General features: G+C 60.0%; 14 protein-coding genes. 8 read left to right on the top strand and 6 right to left on the bottom strand.

The genetic code is table 11. From position 1 onward, the window contains the following. Position 1: 1 nt before the first annotated feature. Positions 2-439 carry a universal stress protein gene (locus AB7M29_RS13285; RefSeq protein ID WP_010456367.1) on the top strand — a complete coding sequence of 146 codons (438 nt, stop codon included), beginning with the start codon at positions 2-4 and terminating at the stop codon, positions 437-439. A gap of 207 nt (positions 440-646) precedes the next feature. On the opposite strand, the gene AB7M29_RS13280 is transcribed toward AB7M29_RS13285, so the two are convergent. Next, the gene (locus AB7M29_RS13280) at positions 647-2566 is read right to left on the bottom strand and encodes an ATP-binding cassette domain-containing protein (RefSeq protein WP_217858269.1); all 1920 of its coding nucleotides are present in this window, start codon (positions 2564-2566) and stop codon (positions 647-649) included. Positions 2567-2779: 213 nt separating this feature from the next. Here AB7M29_RS13280 and AB7M29_RS13275 point away from each other — a divergent pair, with 213 nt between their 5' ends. Further along, entirely contained in the window at positions 2780-4708 is a 1929-nt protein-coding gene (locus AB7M29_RS13275; RefSeq protein WP_454247003.1) for a transglycosylase SLT domain-containing protein, read from the top strand. A 211-nt stretch (positions 4709-4919) separates the two neighbouring features. On the opposite strand, the gene AB7M29_RS13270 is transcribed toward AB7M29_RS13275, so the two are convergent. Continuing rightward, positions 4920-6707 carry an ABC transporter transmembrane domain-containing protein gene (locus AB7M29_RS13270; protein WP_454247002.1) on the bottom strand — a complete coding sequence of 596 codons (1788 nt, stop codon included), beginning with the start codon at positions 6705-6707 and terminating at the stop codon, positions 4920-4922. A gap of 257 nt (positions 6708-6964) precedes the next feature. Here AB7M29_RS13270 and AB7M29_RS13265 point away from each other — a divergent pair, with 257 nt between their 5' ends. Next, entirely contained in the window at positions 6965-7144 is a 180-nt protein-coding gene (locus tag AB7M29_RS13265) for a PA1571 family protein (protein ID WP_007907798.1), read from the top strand. Positions 7145-7331: 187 nt separating this feature from the next. Here the strand turns inward: AB7M29_RS13265 and pdxB are convergent, their stop codons facing one another. Further along, a complete protein-coding gene (gene pdxB, locus AB7M29_RS13260) occupies positions 7332-8474 on the bottom strand; it encodes a 4-phosphoerythronate dehydrogenase PdxB (protein WP_454247001.1) in 1143 nt (380 codons plus the stop codon). Between the two features lie 304 nt (positions 8475-8778). Between pdxB and AB7M29_RS13255 the strand changes: the two genes are divergently transcribed. Next, positions 8779-10188 carry an MATE family efflux transporter gene (locus AB7M29_RS13255; protein WP_217858265.1) on the top strand — a complete coding sequence of 470 codons (1410 nt, stop codon included), beginning with the start codon at positions 8779-8781 and terminating at the stop codon, positions 10186-10188. On the opposite strand, the gene tusA is transcribed toward AB7M29_RS13255, so the two are convergent. Then, positions 10185-10436 carry a sulfurtransferase TusA gene (gene tusA / locus AB7M29_RS13250; RefSeq protein WP_007907805.1) on the bottom strand — a complete coding sequence of 84 codons (252 nt, stop codon included), beginning with the start codon at positions 10434-10436 and terminating at the stop codon, positions 10185-10187. The genes AB7M29_RS13255 and tusA overlap by 4 nt on opposite strands. Positions 10437-10595: 159 nt before the next feature. Further along, positions 10596-11669 carry a 23S rRNA (cytidine(2498)-2'-O)-methyltransferase RlmM gene (gene rlmM / locus AB7M29_RS13245; protein ID WP_008072978.1) on the bottom strand — a complete coding sequence of 358 codons (1074 nt, stop codon included), beginning with the start codon at positions 11667-11669 and terminating at the stop codon, positions 10596-10598. Positions 11670-11891: 222 nt separating this feature from the next. On the opposite strand from rlmM, the gene acnA reads away from it, so the two are divergent. The 3 genes from acnA (at position 11892) to AB7M29_RS13230 (ending at position 17337) form a co-directional block, all read left to right on the top strand. Next, entirely contained in the window at positions 11892-14633 is a 2742-nt protein-coding gene (gene acnA / locus AB7M29_RS13240; RefSeq protein ID WP_217858263.1) for an aconitate hydratase AcnA, read from the top strand. A gap of 242 nt (positions 14634-14875) precedes the next feature. Continuing rightward, positions 14876-15667, top strand: a complete 792-nt coding sequence (locus AB7M29_RS13235; RefSeq protein WP_217858262.1) for a CPBP family intramembrane glutamic endopeptidase — start codon at positions 14876-14878, stop codon at positions 15665-15667. Between the two features lie 104 nt (positions 15668-15771). Continuing rightward, on the top strand, positions 15772-17337 hold the full coding sequence (locus AB7M29_RS13230) for a methyl-accepting chemotaxis protein (RefSeq protein ID WP_454247000.1): 1566 nt from the start codon (positions 15772-15774) through the stop codon (positions 17335-17337). A 202-nt stretch (positions 17338-17539) separates the two neighbouring features. Here AB7M29_RS13230 and AB7M29_RS13225 read toward each other — a convergent pair whose 3' ends face one another. Further along, the gene (locus tag AB7M29_RS13225) at positions 17540-18217 is read right to left on the bottom strand and encodes an alpha/beta family hydrolase (RefSeq protein ID WP_454246999.1); all 678 of its coding nucleotides are present in this window, start codon (positions 18215-18217) and stop codon (positions 17540-17542) included. 109 nt (positions 18218-18326) lie between these two features. On the opposite strand from AB7M29_RS13225, the gene ccoN reads away from it, so the two are divergent. Next, positions 18327-19751, top strand: a complete 1425-nt coding sequence (gene ccoN / locus AB7M29_RS13220) for a cytochrome-c oxidase, cbb3-type subunit I (RefSeq protein WP_217858260.1) — start codon at positions 18327-18329, stop codon at positions 19749-19751. Positions 19752-19760 lie beyond the last annotated feature (9 nt).

The raw sequence follows: 19760 nt of genomic DNA, 5'->3' as shown, positions 1-19760 counted from the left end.
CATGCCCTACCACCATATTCTGGTCGCTGTAGATCTAACCGAAGAGTGCGATCCTGTAATCCACCGAGCTCGCGAACTCTCGGTGAGCAATGGCGCGAAGCTGTCCCTGGTGCATATCGTCGAACCGATGGCCATGGCCTTTGGCGGCGACGTGCCGATGGACCTCTCCCAGTTGCAACAGCAACAGTTCGATCAGGCCAAAGAGCGTCTTGATCGGCTGATCGTGAAATACCCGGAACTCTCCAAGGAATACAGTCACTTGACCTACGGCCAGCCGCGCCAGGAGATTCACCACCTCGCCAAGGAACAAACGTGCGACCTGATCGTGGTGGGTAGTCATGGCCGACACGGTCTGGCCCTGTTGCTCGGCTCCACTGCCAATGACGTACTGCACGGCGCGCCTTGCGATGTGCTGGCGGTGCGCCTGATCAAAAGCTGATAACACGGAACAATGTGGGAGCGGGCTTGCTCGCGAAGAGCGGACATTCAGTCAGCATTGATGTTGAATGTAAGTCCCTCTTCGCGAGCAAGTCGAATCGTCGCACCGCCGCTCCCACAGTGAAGCCATGTCGGCCAGTAGATCGCATTTCATACGAAAAGCCCGGCGCTCATCACTGAACGCCGGGCTTTTTTATCGCCGGATCAATCAGGCATCCAGCTCGGCCCAGCGCTCGACCATCACGTCGAGTTCAGCCTGCAACTGCTCCAGCTGAGCGATCACCGCAGCCGTTTCGGCAGCAGGACGCTGGTAGAAGCCGACATCCGCCATCTGCGCTTCAACCACCACGATCTGCTGTTCCATGGCTTCGATCTGACTCGGCAACATTTCCAGCTCACGCTGCAACTTGTAGCTGAGCTTTTTCTTTGCCACCGGCGCCTCTACTGCCGCAGCGACTGGCACTGGTTCAGCAGTGACGACAGCCGAGTTCAGGTCGGCCTTGCCGGACTTGCTTTCGGTCACGCCCAACAGGCGCGGCGAGCCGCCCTGACGCAGCCAGTCCTGATAACCACCGACGTATTCGCGAACCTTGCCTTCGCCTTCGAAAACCAGGGTGCTGGTGACCACGTTGTCGAGGAATGCCCGGTCGTGACTGACCATCAGCACGGTGCCGTTGAAGGTCAGCAAGACCTCTTCCAGCAGTTCGAGGGTTTCCACGTCCAGGTCGTTGGTCGGTTCGTCGAGTACCAGCAGGTTCGCCGGTTTGCTGAACAGTTTGGCCAGCAACAGACGGGCACGCTCACCACCGGACAGCGCCTTGACCGGCGTGCGGGCACGCTGCGGGCTGAACAGGAAGTCGCCGAGGTAGCTCAGCACATGGCGGCTCTGACCATCGATATCGATAAAGTCGCGACCTTCGGCCACGTTGTCGATCACGGTCTTTTCCAGGTCCAGCTGATGGCGCAACTGGTCGAAGTAGGCCACGTCGATGCGCGTCCCCTCTTCCACTTTGCCGCTGGTCGGTTGCAGACCGCTGAGCATCAGTTTCAGCAGCGTGGTCTTGCCGGTACCGTTGGCGCCAAGCAAACCGATACGGTCGCCGCGCGTCAGGACCATTGAGAAATCCTTGATCAGGAACGGGCCACCCGGGTGAGCGAAGCTCACGTTCTCGAGGACCATGACCTGCTTGCCGGACTTGTCGGCGGTATCCAGCTGAATATTGGCCTTGCCGGTGCGCTCACGACGCTCGCTACGCTCAACGCGCAATGCTTTCAATGCGCGAACACGGCCTTCGTTACGGGTGCGACGCGCCTTGATGCCCTGGCGGATCCAGACTTCTTCCTGGGCCAGTTTCTTGTCGAACAGCGCGTTGGCGGTTTCTTCAGCAGCCAGAGTCGCCTCTTTGTGCACGAGGAAACTGGCGTAGTCGCCGTTCCAGTCGATCAGGCCGCCACGATCCAGTTCCAGGATGCGGGTCGCGAGGTTCTGCAGGAATGAACGGTCGTGCGTGATGAACAACACGGCGCCCTGGAAATCCTTCAGCGCTTCTTCGAGCCAGGCAATTGCACCGATGTCCAGGTGGTTGGTCGGTTCGTCGAGCAGCAGCAGATCCGGTTCGGAAACCAGGGCCTGAGCCAGCAGGACGCGGCGACGCCAGCCGCCGGACAATTCGGCGAGGGTCTTGTCGGCCGGCAACTGCAGACGACTCAAGGTGCTGTCGACCAGTTGCTGCAAACGCCAGCCGTCGCGGGCTTCGAGGTCGTGCTGGACATGCATCAGCTTGTCCAGATCGGCGTCGGTGACAATGTTCTGGCTCAGGTGGTGGTACTGCGCGAGCAGCTCGCCGACACCGTCCAGGCCTTCGGCAACCACGTCGAACACGGTCCGCTCGTCGGCTACCGGCAATTCTTGCGGCAATTCGCCAATCTTTAGGCCAGGTGCGCGCCAAACAGAGCCCTCATCAGGCTTCTGGTCGCCCTTGACGAGCTTCATCATGCTGGACTTGCCAGTGCCGTTGCGGCCGATGATGCACACCCGCTCACCACGGGCGATCTGCCAGGACACCTTGTCCAACAACGGCATAGCGCCGAAAGCAAGGGACACATCGCTGAATTTGAGCAGGGTCATGAGCTTCTCCAAAAACCGGGCGCGCATTCTACCTGACTTGAGGCTTCAGAAGGCCGGCAATTTCAACGTCGAAGCACTCTGCACAACAATTGTTGCGAACTTGTGCTGACAGCTCGGCAAAGCTTTCGCCCGCTGCTGGCAAAAGGCTAAGCTACAGATAATTCAGTGCCGCTCTCGCCGGCACTTGTCATGATTTCTCTGCCCGGACGTCTCATGCGCAGTCGCCTTTTCAATCTTTTTTCGTGTTTGCTTCTTACAGCCGCTGCCGTTCAATCCGCCCAGGCGGTGGACCTGTCCACCCAACGCCAGTATTACGATGAAGCCAAGCGTGCCTTGGCCAAAGGCGATTCCGGCCCTTATTTCCGTTACAGCCAGGCTCTGAGCGATTACCCGCTGGAGCCCTATCTGGCTTATGACGAATTGACCGCGCGTCTGAAAACCGCGAGCAACGCCGAAATCGAGAAATTCCTCGCCGAACACGGTGACCTGCCGCAAGCCAACTGGATGAAGTTGCGCTGGCTGCGCTGGCTGGCCGAACGCGGCGATTGGGCAACCTTCGTCAAATATTATGACCCCAAACTCAATTTCACCGAACTGGACTGCCTGAACGCGCAGTATCAGATCAGCCATAACCGCAAGGCCGAAGGCTACGCCAACGCCGATAAACTCTGGCTGACCGGCAAAACCCAACCCGACGCTTGCGATGGCGTGTTCGGCATGTGGGCCGCCGAGGGCCAACTGACTGAACAGAAACGCTGGGAACGCACCAAGCTCGCCGCCCAGGCGCGCAACTATCCGCTGGCCAACAGCCTGATCAATGGCCTGACAACACTCGCCCCCCGCGGTCGCCTGCTGGTGGATGTGGCGCAGAAACCCGAGCTGCTCAATCAGCCGTCGCGCTTCATCCCCGCCGACGACCCCATGTCCGACATCGTCAGCCTTGGCCTGCGCCGTCTGGCCCGTCAGGATCCGGACAGGGCCATGGCCCTGCTCGACGGTTACGCCAACAGCATGCACTTCTCCCGTGACGAGAAAGTCGCGATTGCCCGGGAAATCGGGCTGACCCTCGCACGACGTTTCGACAGCCGCGCGCTGGACGTGATGACCAAATACGACCCGGAGCTGCGGGACAACACCGTTTCCGAATGGCGCTTGCGCCTGCTATTGCGTCTGGCCCGCTGGGACGATGCCTATCAGCTGACCCGCCGCCTGCCTCAGGATCTGGCTACCACCAACCGCTGGCGTTACTGGCAGGCTCGCAGCCTGGAACTGGCACAGCCACAGAATCCGGAAGCACAGACGCTTTACAAGGGCTTGGCTCGTGAGCGCGATTTCTACGGTTTCCTGGCGGCCGATCGCTCGCAATCCCCCTATTCGCTGAACAACAAACCGCTGGTGCTCAGTCAGGCGCTGATCAACAAGGTGCGCAACACCCCCGGCATACGACGCGCCCTGGAATTCCATGCACGCGGGCAGATCGTCGACGGTCGTCGCGAGTGGTACCACGTCAGCCGGCACTTCAGCCGTGACGAAATGGTTGCCCAGGCGAAACTGGCTTACGACCTGAAATGGTATTTCCCGGCGATCCGCACCATCAGTCAGGCGAAGTACTGGGACGACCTGGATATCCGCTTCCCGATGGCCCACCGAGAAACCCTGGTCCGTGAAGCCAAGGTCCGTGGCCTGCACTCAAGCTGGGTATTCGCCATCACTCGTCAGGAAAGCGCCTTCATGGCCGATGCGCGCTCCGGCGTCGGTGCCAGCGGCCTGATGCAACTGATGCCCGGCACCGCCAAGGAAACCGCGCGCAAATTCAGCATCCCGCTCGCTTCGCCGCAGCAAGTGTTCGATCCGGACAAGAACATCCAGCTCGGTGCCGCTTACCTGAGCCAGGTCCACAGCCAGTTCAACGGCAACCGCGTCCTCGCCTCCGCCGCCTACAACGCCGGCCCCGGCCGCGTACGTCAATGGCTGCGTGGTGCCGATCACCTGAGCTTCGATGTGTGGGTGGAAAGCATCCCGTTCGACGAAACCCGCCAGTACGTGCAAAACGTGCTGTCGTACTCGGTCATCTACGGCCAGAAGCTCAACTCACCGCAGCCGTTGGTGGATTGGCATGAACGGTATTTTGACGATCAATGATCTGTAGAAGCTGCCGAAGACTGCGATCTTTTCCGCAACTGTAAAAATGCCCGCCTCTTTCGAGGCGGGCATTTTTGTTTGCAGCTCAAAGCACTCACTGATTTTCACCGGACCGGTCCCTTCGAAAGCCCGACGCAATTTCGCTACTTGGTCGGTTACTTGGTCGCTCCTCTTTGATGGGAACTGAAAAGATCGTCTACACCAATAGCGCCTAAACTCGCAGATCGGTTTCGACTTTGCCGTCATTGAACTGCAACGCCGCCAGCCGTGCATACAGCGCATTACTCGCAATCAACTCCTGATGCGTCCCCACCGCCACCAGTTTCCCTTGGTCCATCACTGCGATCCTGTCGGCGTTTTTCACTGTGGCCAATCGGTGGGCGATGACCAGTGTGGTGCGATTTTTCATCAGGCTGGGCAGGGCTTGCTGAATCAGGTGCTCGCTTTGGGCGTCGAGGGCGCTGGTGGCTTCGTCCAGCAGCAGGATCGGCGCGTCCACCAGCAACGCCCGGGCGATGGCGAGGCGCTGGCGTTGCCCGCCGGATAAACCGAGACCAGCGTCGCCGAGGTGTGTCTGGTAGCCGTTGGGCATTTGCTCGATGAAGTCGTGGGCATAGGCGATTTTCGCGGCTTCCTGGACCTGAGCCAAAGTCGCCGTCGGGCGACCGTAGCGAATGTTCTCTTCGATGCTGCCGAAGAACAGCGCCGGGGATTGCGAGACGAGGGCGAAGCAGCGACGCAGGTCCAGAGGATCGAGTTGAGTCAGCGGCACACCGTCGAGCAGGATGCGTCCTTCGGCGGGGTCGTAAAAGCGCAACAGCAGGTCATACACCGTTGACTTGCCGGCACCCGAGGGCCCGACCAATGCAAGGGTTTCGCCGGCGTTGATGGTCAGATTCAGACCATCGACGGCATAGCTTTGCGGACGCGACGGGTAGGAAAAACGCACATCTTGCAGCACCAGATCGCCTTTCACCCGTTCAGGCAACGTCACCAGGCCCTGGGTCGGTGGCTGGATGATGTTTTCCGAACGCAATAACTCGGCAATCCGCTCCGCCGCCCCCGCTGCTCGCTGCAGTTCGCCTATAACTTCACTCAACGTGCCGAAGGCACCACCGACGATCAGGCTGTAAAAGACGAACGCTGCCAGCTCACCCGCGGAAATCCGTCCGGCGATGACATCCATGCCGCCGACCCAGAGCATCACCCCGACCGCGCCCAACACCAGCAGGATCACCAGGGTAATCAACCAGGCCCGCTGGAAGATGCGCTTGCGGGCAGTGTTGAAAGCCTCCTCCACGGTTGTAGCAAAACGCTGCTCGTCCTGAACCTGATGGTTGTAGGCCTGCACGGTTTTGATCTGACTCAGGGTTTCGGAGACATAGCTGCCGATATCGGCAATCCGGTCCTGGCTCAGACGCGACAGGGTGCGCACCCGGCGACCAAAAATCAGGATCGGCGCGACCACCAGCGGCAACGCGACCACCACGATGCTGGTGAGTTTGGGGTTGGTGATAAACAGCAAGACAATCCCGCCGATCACCATCAGCCCGTTACGCAAGAACAGCGACAGCGAAGAGCCGATTACCGATTGCAGCAGCGTGGTGTCGGCCGTCAATCGCGATTGGATCTCGGAGCTGCGGTTGTCTTCATAGAAGCCCGGATGCAGGTAGACCAGATGGTTGAACACTCGACGACGGATGTCGGCGACAACGCGCTCGCCGATCCACGACACCAGGTAAAACCGTGCAAAGGTGCCAATCGCCAGACCAACCACCAACAGCATGAACACGCCGATGGATCGGTTGAGCAAATGCGGCGACTGGGTCATGAAACCCTCGTCCACCAACAGGCGAATACCCTGCCCCATGGACAAAGTGATGCCGGCAGTGACGATCAACGCCAACAAAGCGCCTAAGGCCGGCCAGCGATAAGGCGCGAGGAAACGGCTGGCCAGACGAATGGCTCGGCGGTGACGGGAAGAGAGCATGAAGATCATCCGATGGCGCAACCAATGGCTTAGACCCGGCCAAGCCTACACCGGACAATGGGATTGAACGCTGTAAATCATAATGAGTCAGGTTAATTATGACCGCCAAGACTAGTGGCTAGAGATTATTGGTCTAAAGTCCGGGTGGAAACGTCAGGGTATTTCTGATGGACTGAGGATGCCGACCTGAAGATCGCAGGGAGTTGTCACAGCCCGGTCACCTGGCGGTTCTACAGTAAGCACACAACCTGATGAGGAGACAGGCCATGTCCTTGCAAAACAGCAGCGATGACAAGATTCCAGTGATCCGCACGCAGCCAGACCAGTCTCTGGGTTGCTCGATTATTGATAAGGATGGGCACGAAGTACCGATCACTGAAAATATGATCCAGGACGCTTGCCGCGAACTGGAAAAGCGATTGGTCAAGCCTGCCGAACAAGAGTGATATAGCCACCGTCTTCTTGACCCGGCTCTTTTAGCCGGGTTTTTTATGGGTGCTTATCGAAGAATTGCGGTGTCGCCATTCGCGAGCAAGCCCGCTCCCACATTTGATCTCTGTCGTACACAACACCTGTGTTCACCGAAGATCAATGTGGGAGCGGGCTTGCTCGCGAAAGGGCCAACTCCGTCTCTTAAAGGACCGCAGCACCAAGTGCCGCCACGATCCGCTGCAACGCCGGCGAATCCCCCTCGATCCGCACCTTCAACCCATCGATCTCACGCCGCAGCGGGTAATGCTTGCGTAGCGCATCGAACGCCGCGCGCTGCTCGTTCACGTTGCCTACAAGGCTACGACGGAAATCCGCGTCGTCACGGCGCGGGTCGTACACGCCACGGCACAACATCGCCAGCACCCAGGCCGGATCGCTGTCGGCGTTCAGCGTCACTGCCGACAGCCAAGGGGCTGGCAGCAAGTCGCTCAGGTGGACCTGCTCCGGCTGGTCGAGGAATTGGCAAAACGCCTGGTAAATCTGCGCCGTCCCGCGCTGTTTGCCGTCCAGGCTATAACCGGCAATGTGCGGCGTCGCCAGCACACACAACTCGGCCAGTGCCACATCGACCTCAGGCTCAGCCTCCCAGACATCCAGCACCGCTTGCAGGTCTTCACGCTCCAGCAACACCTGGCGCAGGGCGGCGTTGTCGATGACCGGGCCACGACTGGCGTTGATCAGCCAGGCGCCAGGCTTGAGCTGGTTCAAGCGGTTTTTATCGAACAGATGCCAGGTCGCCTGAGGGCCTTGCTTGTCCAGCGGGGTGTGCAGACTGATGACGTCGCATTGCTCGATGATCTGCTCGAGGCTGACGTAATCGCCCCCTTCAGCGGCTTGCCGTGGGGGATCGCAGACCAGCACGTTCCACCCCAGACCTTGCAGAACCTTGACCAGCCGCCCGCCCACTTCGCCGGCACCGACCACACCGTAGGTGCGCTGAGTCAGGTCAGCGCCTTCGATTTCAGCCAGGGTCAGCAGGCTGCCCAGCACGTAATCGACCACACCCCGGGCATTGCAGCCTGGCGCGCTGGACCAGGTGATGCCGGTCTGTTGAAAGTAATCCAGATCCAGGTGATCGGTGCCGATGGTGCAGGTGCCGACAAAGCGCACCTTGCTGCCTTCGAGCAATTCGCGGTTGACGTTGGTCACCGAGCGCACCAATAGCACATCGGCCTGCTCGACAGTGGCGCGGTCGATGGCACGTCCAGGCACCCGGCGGATTTCACCGAAACCTGCGAAGAAGGCATCGAGCAGCGGGATATTTTCGTCGGCAACAATCAGCATGGCAGGCTCCTTTGGCGGATCGGCAGTGTAGGCGGAGATGACCGTGATGGGCCAGCAGGCATTGTTTACCTTAAATGTGAAGGGACCACTCATCCTGTGGGAGCGGGCTTGCTCGCGAAAGCGGTGTGTCAGGCAACATTAATGTCAGCTGACACTCCCCCTTCGCGAGCAAGCCCGCTCCCACAGGGAACATCGCAACGTCCGAAAACCATTTACAAATCCGCAACACAGGACTTTTCCTGACCACTGCGTCAAGGCGTAGAATGCGCCGCCTGCGCATCAAAACCCTTTTGGACGTTTCGCCTTGAATACCGTGACTGACCGCCCCGCTGCTATTTCCCTCAACCGCCCGGCCCGGGTTCGCCTGGAGCTGAAAAACCTGCTCGGCCTGGCGTTGCCGATCATGATCGCGCAACTGGCGACCACTGCCATGGGCTTCGTCGATGCGGTGATGGCGGGTCGTGTCGGGCCTCGAGATCTGGCGGCCGTCGCGCTGGGCAACTCGATCTGGGTGCCGGTGTTTCTGCTGATGACCGGCACACTGCTGGCCACCACGCCGAAAGTCGCCCAGCGCTTCGGCGCCGGCACGCACAGCGAGATTGGCCCGATCGTGCGTCAGGCGTTGTGGCTGGCGCTAGTGGTGGGTTTGATGGCGACCAGCATCCTGTTCAGCGCCGAACCGATCCTGCACATCATGAAGGTCGACCCCGAATTGATCGGCCCATGCATGCAGTATCTGCACGGTATCGCCAGCGGCCTGCCTGCCGTCGCGTTCTATCACGTGCTGCGCTGCTTCAGTGACGGCCTGGGTCGCACCCGCCCGGCCATGGTCCTTGGCCTGTGCGGGTTGGCACTGAATATTCCGCTCAATTACATCTTCATCTATGGCCACTTTGGTGTGCCGGCCATGGGTGGGGTCGGCTGCGGCTGGGCCACGGCAATCGTGATGTGGGTGATGGCGTTGGGCATGGCCGGCTGGGAACGCTGGGCGCCGGCCTATCAGTCGAGTGAATTGTTCAGCCGTTTCGACTGGCCGCAGTGGTCAGTGATCAAGCGTTTGCTGGGCATCGGCCTGCCGATCGGCATCGCGGTATTCGCCGAGTCGAGTATCTTCGCCGTGATCGCCCTGCTGATCGGCAGCCTCGGCGCCACCGTGGTCGCCGGGCACCAGATCGCGCTGAACTTCAGCTCGCTGGTGTTCATGATCCCCTACTCCCTCGGTATGGCCGTGACCGTGCGAGTCGGCCAGGCGCTCGGTCGTGAGGAACCGCGCGAAGCCCGCTTCGCCGCCGGTGTCGGCATGGGCACCGCCCTGGCGTATGCGTGTCTGTCGGCGAGCATGATGTTGTTGCTGCGTGAACCCATCGCTGCGATTTACACCGCCGACCCGACGGTGATTCAGGTGGCCGCGATGCTGATCGTGTATTCGGCGCTGTTCCAGTTTTCCGATGCGATCCAGGTGACGGCGGCCGGCGCACTACGGGGTTATCAGGACACTCGGGTGACGATGATCCTGACACTGTTCGCTTATTGGGGGATTGGTTTACCGGTGGGTTACGCCCTGGGCCTGACCGACTGGCTCGGTGCGCCGAGCGGCCCGAGCGGGCTGTGGCAGGGTTTGATCGTGGGCTTGAGTTGCGCGGCGCTGATGCTGTCGATCCGCCTGACGCGCAGTGCACGCAAGCGGATCCGCATCAGTCGTTCGGCGGGTTAAGCGAGTTTCTTGCGGATCCAGTAGAGGTAGGTGCCTGCCTCTTCGTGCTGCGCGACCAGTTCGTGGTCGAGAAACACGCAAAACTTGGGGATGTCGCGACGGGTCGACGGGTCGGTGGCGATCACCTTCAGCAGGCCGCCGGGCACCAGGTCACGGATGTGCTGGTGCAGCATCATCACCGGTTCCGGGCAATTGAGGCCGGTGGCGTCGAGGGTGCCGTCTACCGGCGTATCGATCATTTCACTCATGATTTACTCCTGAAACTTACCGGCATTGTCGCGCATTGCCGGGTGTTCGGTCACCTGTGGGAGCGGGCTTGCTCGCGAATGCGGACTGACATTCAACATTGATGTCGACTGAGCCACCGCTTTCGCGAGCAAGCCCGCTCCCACATGGGTCCGTGTGAATCAGCGGGACTTGGGTTTCTTCACGTCCAATCGACGCAGATGGCAGGTCACTTCCTCACGATCGTGATACAGCTGCTTGCAGCCGATCTCTACTCGAATGCCACGTGCCTTGAACCCGTCGGCAATACGTTCCAGCAAGCGTTTCACTTCGGCATAACGCTGTTTCATCGGCAGCTTGAGGTTGACCACCGCTTCCCGGCAATGCCCCTCGCCAATCCATTCTTCCAGCATCGCCGCATTGCGCGCCGGTTTCTCGACGATGTCGCAGACCATCCAGTCCACCGGTTGCTTGGGCTTGAAGGTGAAACCGTCAGCCATCAAATGCTGCACCAAACCGGTGTCCATCAGGCTTTCGGCCATCGGGCCGTTGTCGATGGCGGTCACCAACATGCCGCGGTTGACCAGTTGCCAGGTCCAGCCACCGGGTGCAGCGCCCAGGTCGACACCCGTCATGTCGCTGTGCAGCCGCTCGTCCCACTGGTCCCGGGGGATGAAATGGTGCCAGGCCTCTTCCAGCTTGAGGGTCGACCGGCTCGGCGCTTCACGCGGGAATTTCAGGCGTGGAATACCCATCGGCCACATCGCCGAATTATTCGATTCCGCCAGGCCCATGAACACTTCGCGACCGCTCTTGAAGGTCAGCAGCAGCCGTGGCTTGTGGGCGTCTTCCACCAGTTTGCCGGCCGCCATCAGCGCCTTGCGCAGGTGGCCTTCGAATTTCTTGCAGAAGTTCGACAGCTCTTTGCCATCGTTGGTGTCGACCATTTCCAGCCACAGGCTGCCGCACAGCGGGAAGTCCGCCATGTGCGCGAGGATCACGCTGATGCGGTCGGTTTCCGGCAGATCGATGAAGATCCCGCGAGCCCACTGGCGCGGAAAGATCAGATCGGCGAAACGCTGACCACGCATCAAGCGCTCGGCGCCGTCTTCTTCGGTACAGATAAATTCGGCGCAGGCGCTGGCGGTCTTGGCCTTGGCATAACCGGCCACGTTCAGCCGCGCGGCATGTTCGGAAATCTCGGAACAGACTTCGCTTTCGAAGCCCGGCCGGCAATGCATAAAGAGGGTGTTCATTCTTACTCCTGGGCAGTTGGCGAAGAATTCAGCCACTGCGCGATGCCCAGACTTGCGTTGAAGCAAAGCCTGTCACGAAAACCGGCGCATGATAGCCGAGATCGGAACCTTGGACTTGCCCATAGGGTCCAGTTATTAGCCTTAACGTCTAAACAGGGCTAGGTTAAGAGCTCTGTCTGTCCCGCCAGTCCGTAGCCGTGCGGACCCAAAGGAGATATTTCAATGCCGTCCCTCGATAGCCTGAAAACCCTTAAAACCTTACAAGTCGACGACAAGACCTACCACTATTTCAGCCTGCCCGAAGCCGCCAAAAGCCTGGGCGATCTCGACAAGCTGCCGATGTCGTTGAAAGTGCTGCTGGAAAACCTGCTGCGCTGGGAGGACGAGAAAACCGTTACCGGCGCCGACCTCAAGGCGATTGCCGCCTGGCTCAAGGAGCGTCGCTCCGATCGCGAAATCCAGTACCGGCCCGCGCGGGTATTAATGCAGGACTTTACCGGCGTCCCCGCCGTGGTCGACCTGGCCGCCATGCGCGCCGCCATGGCCAAGGCCGGTGGCGACCCGCAGCGAATCAATCCGCTGTCGCCGGTGGATCTGGTGATCGACCACTCGGTAATGGTCGACAAGTACGCCAGTTCAAGCGCCTTCGAACAGAACGTCGACATCGAAATGCAGCGCAACCACGAGCGTTACGCCTTCCTGCGCTGGGGCCAGAGCGCCTTCGATAACTTCAGCGTGGTGCCACCGGGCACCGGCATCTGCCACCAGGTCAACCTTGAGTACCTGGGCCGCACGGTCTGGACCAAGGACGAGGACGGGCGCACCTATGCCTTCCCGGACACCTTGGTTGGCACTGACTCCCACACCACCATGATCAACGGCCTCGGCGTGCTCGGCTGGGGTGTGGGCGGGATCGAAGCGGAAGCAGCGATGCTCGGCCAACCGGTGTCGATGCTGATCCCGGAAGTGATCGGTTTCAAACTCACCGGCAAGCTCAAGGAAGGCATCACCGCCACCGACCTGGTGCTGACGGTGACCCAGATGCTGCGCAAGAAAGGTGTAGTCGGCAAATTCGTCGAGTTCTACGGCGACGGCCTCGCCGACCTGCCGTTGGCCGATCGCGCGACCATCGCCAACATGGCCCCGGAATATGGCGCCACATGCGGTTTCTTCCCGGTGGACGAGGTGACACTGGAGTACTTGCGCCTGTCCGGCCGTACACCGGAAACCGTGAAACTGGTGGAGGCCTACAGCAAGATCCAGGGTCTGTGGCGCCTGCCCGGCAAAGAGCCGGTGTTCACCGACAGCCTGGCCTTGGACATGGGCAGCGTCGAGGCCAGCCTCGCCGGGCCGAAACGCCCGCAGGACCGCGTCTCGTTGCCGAATGTCGCGCAAGCGTTCACTGACTTTCTCGGCCTGCAATTCAAACCCTCCAGCAAGGAAGAAGGTCGCCTCGAAAGTGAGGGTGGCGGTGGCGTCGCGGTGGGCAACGCCGATCTGGTCGGCGAAACGGACTACGACCACGAAGGCCGCACGTATCGGCTGAAAAACGGCGCGGTGGTGATCGCCGCGATCACCTCTTGCACCAACACCTCCAACCCCAGCGTGATGATGGCCGCGGGTCTGGTGGCGAAGAAAGCCATAGAGAAAGGCCTCAAGCGCAAACCCTGGGTCAAGAGTTCACTGGCCCCCGGTTCGAAAGTGGTCACCGACTACTACAAGGCAGCGGGCCTGACCCAATATCTTGATGAACTCGGTTTTGCGCTGGTCGGTTATGGCTGCACCACCTGCATTGGCAACTCCGGGCCGTTGCCGGAGCCGATCGAAAAAGCCATTCAGAAAGCCGACCTGACGGTTGCCTCGGTGCTCTCGGGCAACCGCAACTTTGAAGGTCGCGTGCATCCGCTGGTGAAAACCAACTGGCTGGCCTCCCCGCCATTGGTCGTGGCCTATGCATTGGCCGGCACGGTGCGCATCGACATCAGCAGCGAGTCATTGGGTAACGACAAGGACGGCCAGCCGGTTTATCTGCGAGACATTTGGCCGAGCACTAAAGAGATCGCCGATGCGGTGACTCAGGTAAACACCGCGATGTTCCACAAGGAGTACGCCGAAGTATTTGCCGGCGACGAGCAGTGGCAGGCGATCGAAGTGCCGCAGGCGGCGACTTATGTCTGGAACAACGATTCGACGTATATCCAGCATCCGCCATTCTTCGATGACATTGGCGGCCCTGCACCGGTGGTCAAAGATGTCGAAGGGGCGAAAGTCCTCGCGCTGCTCGGTGACTCGGTGACCACCGACCACATCTCCCCGGCCGGCAACATCAAGGCTGACAGCCCTGCCGGTCGTTACCTGCGCGAGCAAGGTGTGGAGCCGCGAGACTTTAACTCCTATGGCTCCCGTCGCGGCAACCATCAAGTGATGATGCGGGGCACCTTCGCCAACATCCGGATTCGCAACGAGATGCTCGGCGGCGAAGAAGGCGGCAACACGATTTATATTCCGACCGGGGAGAAGCTGCCGATCTACGACGCGGCCATGCGTTACCAAGCATCAGGCACGCCGCTGGTGGTAATCGCCGGGCAAGAATACGGCACTGGCTCGAGCCGCGACTGGGCGGCTAAGGGCACCAATCTGCTGGGGGTAAAAGCAGTCATCGCCGAGAGCTTCGAGCGGATCCACCGTTCCAATCTGGTGGGCATGGGCGTATTGCCGTTGCAGTTCAAGCTGGATCAGAACCGCAAAAGCCTGAACCTCACCGGCAAGGAAACCGTGGACATTCTTGGCTTGACGGGCGTCGAACTGACTCCGCGCATGAACCTGACACTGGTCATCACCCGCGAAGACGGCAGCAAGGAAAAGATCGAGGTGTTGTGCCGGATCGATACCCTCAATGAAGTGGAGTACTTCAAGGCCGGAGGGATTTTGCATTACGTGTTGCGGCAATTGATTGCCTCGTAACAGCCTGCTGACAACGACACCGCCTTCGGGCGGTGTTTTTGTTTACGCGGTGTGCGTCTCTATAATCGCCCCGTCGTTCACCCTTTTTGTGTCCGGCCGAGATCCCTTGTGGGAGCGGGCTTGCTCGCGAAAGCGGTGTAGCAGTCAACATTGATGTTGGATGTGATGGCCTCTTCGCGAGCAAGCCCGCTCCCACAGGGGGACCGAGGCACATTGCAGAATCTCTGAAACAAGGACTCAACATGATCGCTCTGCCATGGACCTATCTGGCACTTCTCTCCATTGGCTACGGCCTGGCTTTGATCTACGGTCATCTCGGCTGGCTCGCCGCTATCTCCTTCGCGCTGCTGCTGTTCGCCGGTTTCGCCGTTCGCCAACAACAGATTCTCATTGGCCGCTACCTCGGCCACGGTTTGTTCATCTTCCTGGCGGTGGCGCTGGCAATGCACTGGCTTCCCGGCTTCTACAACGGTCGCGTCATCGCCCCCCAGCGTTTCACCGATGATGCTGTGCCGTTCGCCATGTACCTGAATCAGGACAAACCGCTAATCGGTTTCTGGCTGTTGCTGGTTTGTCCATGGATTGTCGGCCGGCGTTCGTTGAAGCTGTCCGTTTATGCCACCGCCCTCGCCCTGACCGTAAGCGCCGTGCTGGCCTTGGGTGGCGCACTGTTGCTGGGCGTGATCAGTTGGGCACCGAAGTGGCCGGATCAAGCCTGGTTGTGGGTGCTGAACAATTTGTTGCTGGTGACGCTGGTGGAAGAAGCATTGTTTCGCGGTTACATCCAGGGTGGCCTGAGCCGGCAGTTCAAACACCTGCCTTATGGCGAAAATCTCGCGTTGTTGCTCGCCTCAATGCTGTTCGGCCTCGTTCATCTGGGTGCCGGTTGGCAATGGGTGTTGCTGGCAGGCCTCGCGGGTGTCGGTTATGGCCTGGCCTACCGTTTCGGCGGATTGGGCGCGGCCATCGCCACCCACTTTGGTTTGAATCTGCTGCATTTCGGGCTGTTCACTTATCCGATGCTCGCTGGCTGACGCAACGGTCGTTTTGCGACACGTCACTGATTATTGAAAAAAACATTTCAATAAATGCCTGACATTGCCGACAACCTCTCAAAGCCTTGCGGATTGAAAAAGCCATGCGTAACAACCAGCCCATTACACAACGCGAACGGACCTTCCCGGCTCAGCAACGGTTGATTTCCACCACCGATGCCAAGGGCGTGATCACCTACTGCAACGACGCCTTCGTTGAAATCAGCGGGTTTTCTCGTGAGGAACTGCTCCGTGCGCCGCATAACCTGGTCCGTCACCCCGACGTCCCGGCAGCGGTGTTCGCGCATATGTGGGGCACATTGAAACAAGGCTTGCCATGGATGGGCATTGTCAAGAATCGCTGTAAGACCGGTGACCACTACTGGGTTAACGCCTATGTCACACCGGTATTCGACGGCAATCAGGTGATCGGTTACGAGTCGGTGCGGGTCAAACCCACCGCCGAACAAATCCGCCGTGCCGAAGCGCTCTACCAACGCATCAACCAGGGCAAATCTGCAATTCCCTCTACAGATAAATGGCTGCCGGTGCTTCAGGACTGGCTGCCATTCATTCTGGTCAGCCAGTTGAGCTTCATGATCGGCGCCACCCTGACGTCCCAATGGGGCTTCGCCCTAGCCGCGGGCCTTTCGGTGCCGTTGGGCTTGATGGGTTTGAGCTGGCAACAGCGCGGTATCAAGCGTTTGCTGCGCCTGGCCGAACAGACCACGTCCGACCCGCTGATCGCGCAGATGTACACCGACAGTCGTGGCGCCCAGGCACGCCTGGAGATGTCGATCCTCAGCCAGGAAGCACGCCTGAAAACCTGCCTGACCCGTTTGCAGGACACTGCCGAACATCTGACCGAACAAGCGAAACAGTCCGACACCCTGGCCCACAACAGCTCCACTGGCCTGGAACGTCAACGCGTCGAAACCGAGCAAGTGGCGACCGCTGTGAATCAGATGGCGGCCACCACTCAGGAAGTCGCCAGCCATGTGCAGCGCACCGCCGATGCCACTCAGGAAGCCAATCGCCTGACCGGTCGCGGTCGCGACATCGCCGGGGAAACCCGCGAAGCCATTCAGCGCCTGTCGGTGGTGGTCGGTGAAACCGGTCTGACGGTCACGCAACTGGCCAAGGACAGCGACGAAATCGGCGGCGTGGTCGATGTGATCAAGGGCATTGCCGACCAGACCAACCTGCTGGCGTTGAACGCGGCTATCGAAGCGGCCCGTGCTGGTGAGATGGGTCGCGGGTTTGCGGTAGTAGCCGACGAAGTTCGCCAACTGGCGCAACGTACCAGCGAATCCACCGGGCAGATTCACGCCCTGATCGCCAAGCTGCAGCAAACCGCCAGCACCGCAGTGCAAACCATGGAAGCCGGGCATCGCCAGGCCGAAGAAGGTGTGGCGCGGGTACTGGAAGCGGATCAGGCGCTGGTGGGCATCAGCGAAGCGGTGGCCAACATCACCGACATGACCACCCAGATCGCTGCCGCCACCGAAGAGCAAAGCGCAGTGGCCGAAGAAATCAGCCGCAACATCAGCAACATCTCGCAACTGGCGGACCAGACCTCGGAACAGGCTCAACACTCGGCATTGTTGAGTGAAGAACTGACGAAGACGGCGAATACCCAGTATTCGTTGGTGGAGCGGTTTAATCGCTGATAGCGCTTGAAGGCAAAAAAAACCGGACGACGAAAGCGTCCGGTTTTTTATTATCCCCTTGAAAATTTGTTGCCTGTGAGGCCGCCATCGCGGGCAAGCCCGCTCCCACAGTGAACTGTGGTGTGGCTGGATTTTGGGATCGAGGCGAAACCCTGTGGGAGCGGGCTTGCCCGCGAAGAGGCCCGAACTGGCACTGCAAATCTCACTGGAGAAACTCGGACACCTTCCCCGCCGCAGCCGCCAAATGCTGTTCATGCGTAAACCCCGAAGCCTTCAATGGCTTCAAGTCATGGTCCGCCGCCTCCAGCCAGAACACCTCGATACTCGGCGCCAACGTGTAAGCCTCGACGGCCGCCCGATTACCCAGCGCATCCCGCTCGCCCTGCACAATCAATGTGCGGGTCTTCAGCGCTGCCAGATGCTCAACCCGCGGCTTTTCCGGTTTGCCCACCGCATAAAACGGATATCCCAGGCACACCAGCGCATCCGCACCCAACTCATCGGCCAACAAACTCGCCATCCGCCCGCCCATGGACTTGCCGCCAATGGCCAGGCGCCCAGCGACATGGCGTCGCACCACCGCATACACCTCACGCCAGCATTCCTGCAGTTTAGGTGCCGGGTTCGGGGGACGTTTACCGCCATCGATACGCCGTTGCGCCATGTAAGGAAACTCGAAACGCAGCACGTTGACCCCATGCGCAGCAAGGCGCGCAGCCATGTCGCTCATCCAGCCACTGTCCATCGGCGCACCGGCACCGTGGGCGAGAATCAGCGTTGCCGAGGCCGGCGCTGTGGCGGCATTCCACAACCATCCATGATCCCGCACACACTGCGCCCATTGATCCCCGTCAATACTGGCCTTGTGCTCTTTGTCCATGCTTGCCTCGCTTTTAGTCTGCCTATAACTCCAGGCGAAGGGAGCGTCTGCCATGCGGCTTACTCGCAAAGACAGGCCCTCACTTCGGCTGAACCGTGGATGGGGAACCATGAACACTTCTATCAGTACCGCCTACAACTACAAGGTGGTCCGCCAATTCGCCATTATGACGGTGGTGTGGGGCATCGTCGGCATGGGGCTCGGGGTTTTTCTCGCCGCCCAATTGGTCTGGCCTGAACTCAACTTCAACCTGCCGTGGACCAGCTTCGGCCGTCTGCGCCCGCTGCACACTAACGCGGTGATCTTTGCCTTCGGCGGTTGTGCCTTGTTCGCCAGTTCTTTCTATTCGGTGCAACGTACTTGCCAGACCCGTTTGTTTGCTCCCGCAATTGCGGCGTTCTGCTTCTGGGGCTGGCAGCTTGTGATCCTGCTGGCGGCCATCAGCCTGCCACTGGGTTACACCAGCTCCAAGGAATACGCCGAGCTGGAATGGCCGATCGACATTCTGATCACCATCGTCTGGGTGGCCTATGCCGTCGTGTTCTTCGGCACGATCATGCAACGCAAGACCAAACACATCTATGTTGGCAACTGGTTCTTCGGTGCATTCATCATCACCGTGGCGATCCTGCACATCGTCAACAACCTTGAGCTGCCGGTGAGTTTCACCAAGTCCTACTCGGTGTACGCCGGTGCGACCGATGCCATGGTGCAGTGGTGGTATGGACACAACGCCGTAGGCTTTTTCCTCACCGCCGGCTTCCTCGGGATGATGTACTACTTCGTGCCGAAACAGGCCGAGCGCCCGGTGTATTCCTATCGCCTGTCCATCGTGCACTTCTGGGCGCTGATCACCCTGTACATCTGGGCCGGCCCGCACCACTTGCACTACACCGCGCTGCCGGACTGGGCGCAGTCGTTGGGCATGGTGATGTCGCTGATCCTGCTGGCGCCAAGCTGGGGCGGGATGATCAACGGGATGATGACGCTCTCGGGCGCCTGGCATAAGTTGCGCAGCGACCCCATCCTGCGCTTCCTCGTGGTGTCGCTGGCGTTCTACGGCATGTCGACCTTCGAAGGGCCGATGATGGCGATCAAGACGGTCAACGCCCTCTCTCACTACACCGACTGGACCATTGGCCACGTTCACGCCGGCGCGCTCGGCTGGGTGGCGATGATTTCCATTGGTGCGCTGTACCACATGATTCCGAAAATCTTCGGCCGCACGCAGATGCACAGCATTGGCCTGATCAACGCGCACTTCTGGCTCGCGACCATCGGCACCGTGCTGTATATCGCGTCGATGTGGGTCAACGGCATCGCCCAGGGCCTGATGTGGCGCGCCGTCAACGAGGACGGCACGCTGACCTATTCCTTCGTCGAAACCCTGGTGGCCAGCCACCCAGGCTTCGTCGTGCGACTGGTGGGCGGCGCGATCTTCCTCAGTGGCATGTTCCTGATGGCTTACAACACCTGGCGCACCGTGCGGGCCTCGCAGCCTGCCGAAGCCGCCGCTGCCGCGCAGATAGCCTGAGGAGTCCGC

Source organism: Pseudomonas sp. F-14 TE3623 (genome assembly GCF_053629015.1).
This window is presented reverse-complemented; position numbering and strand designations above follow the sequence as displayed.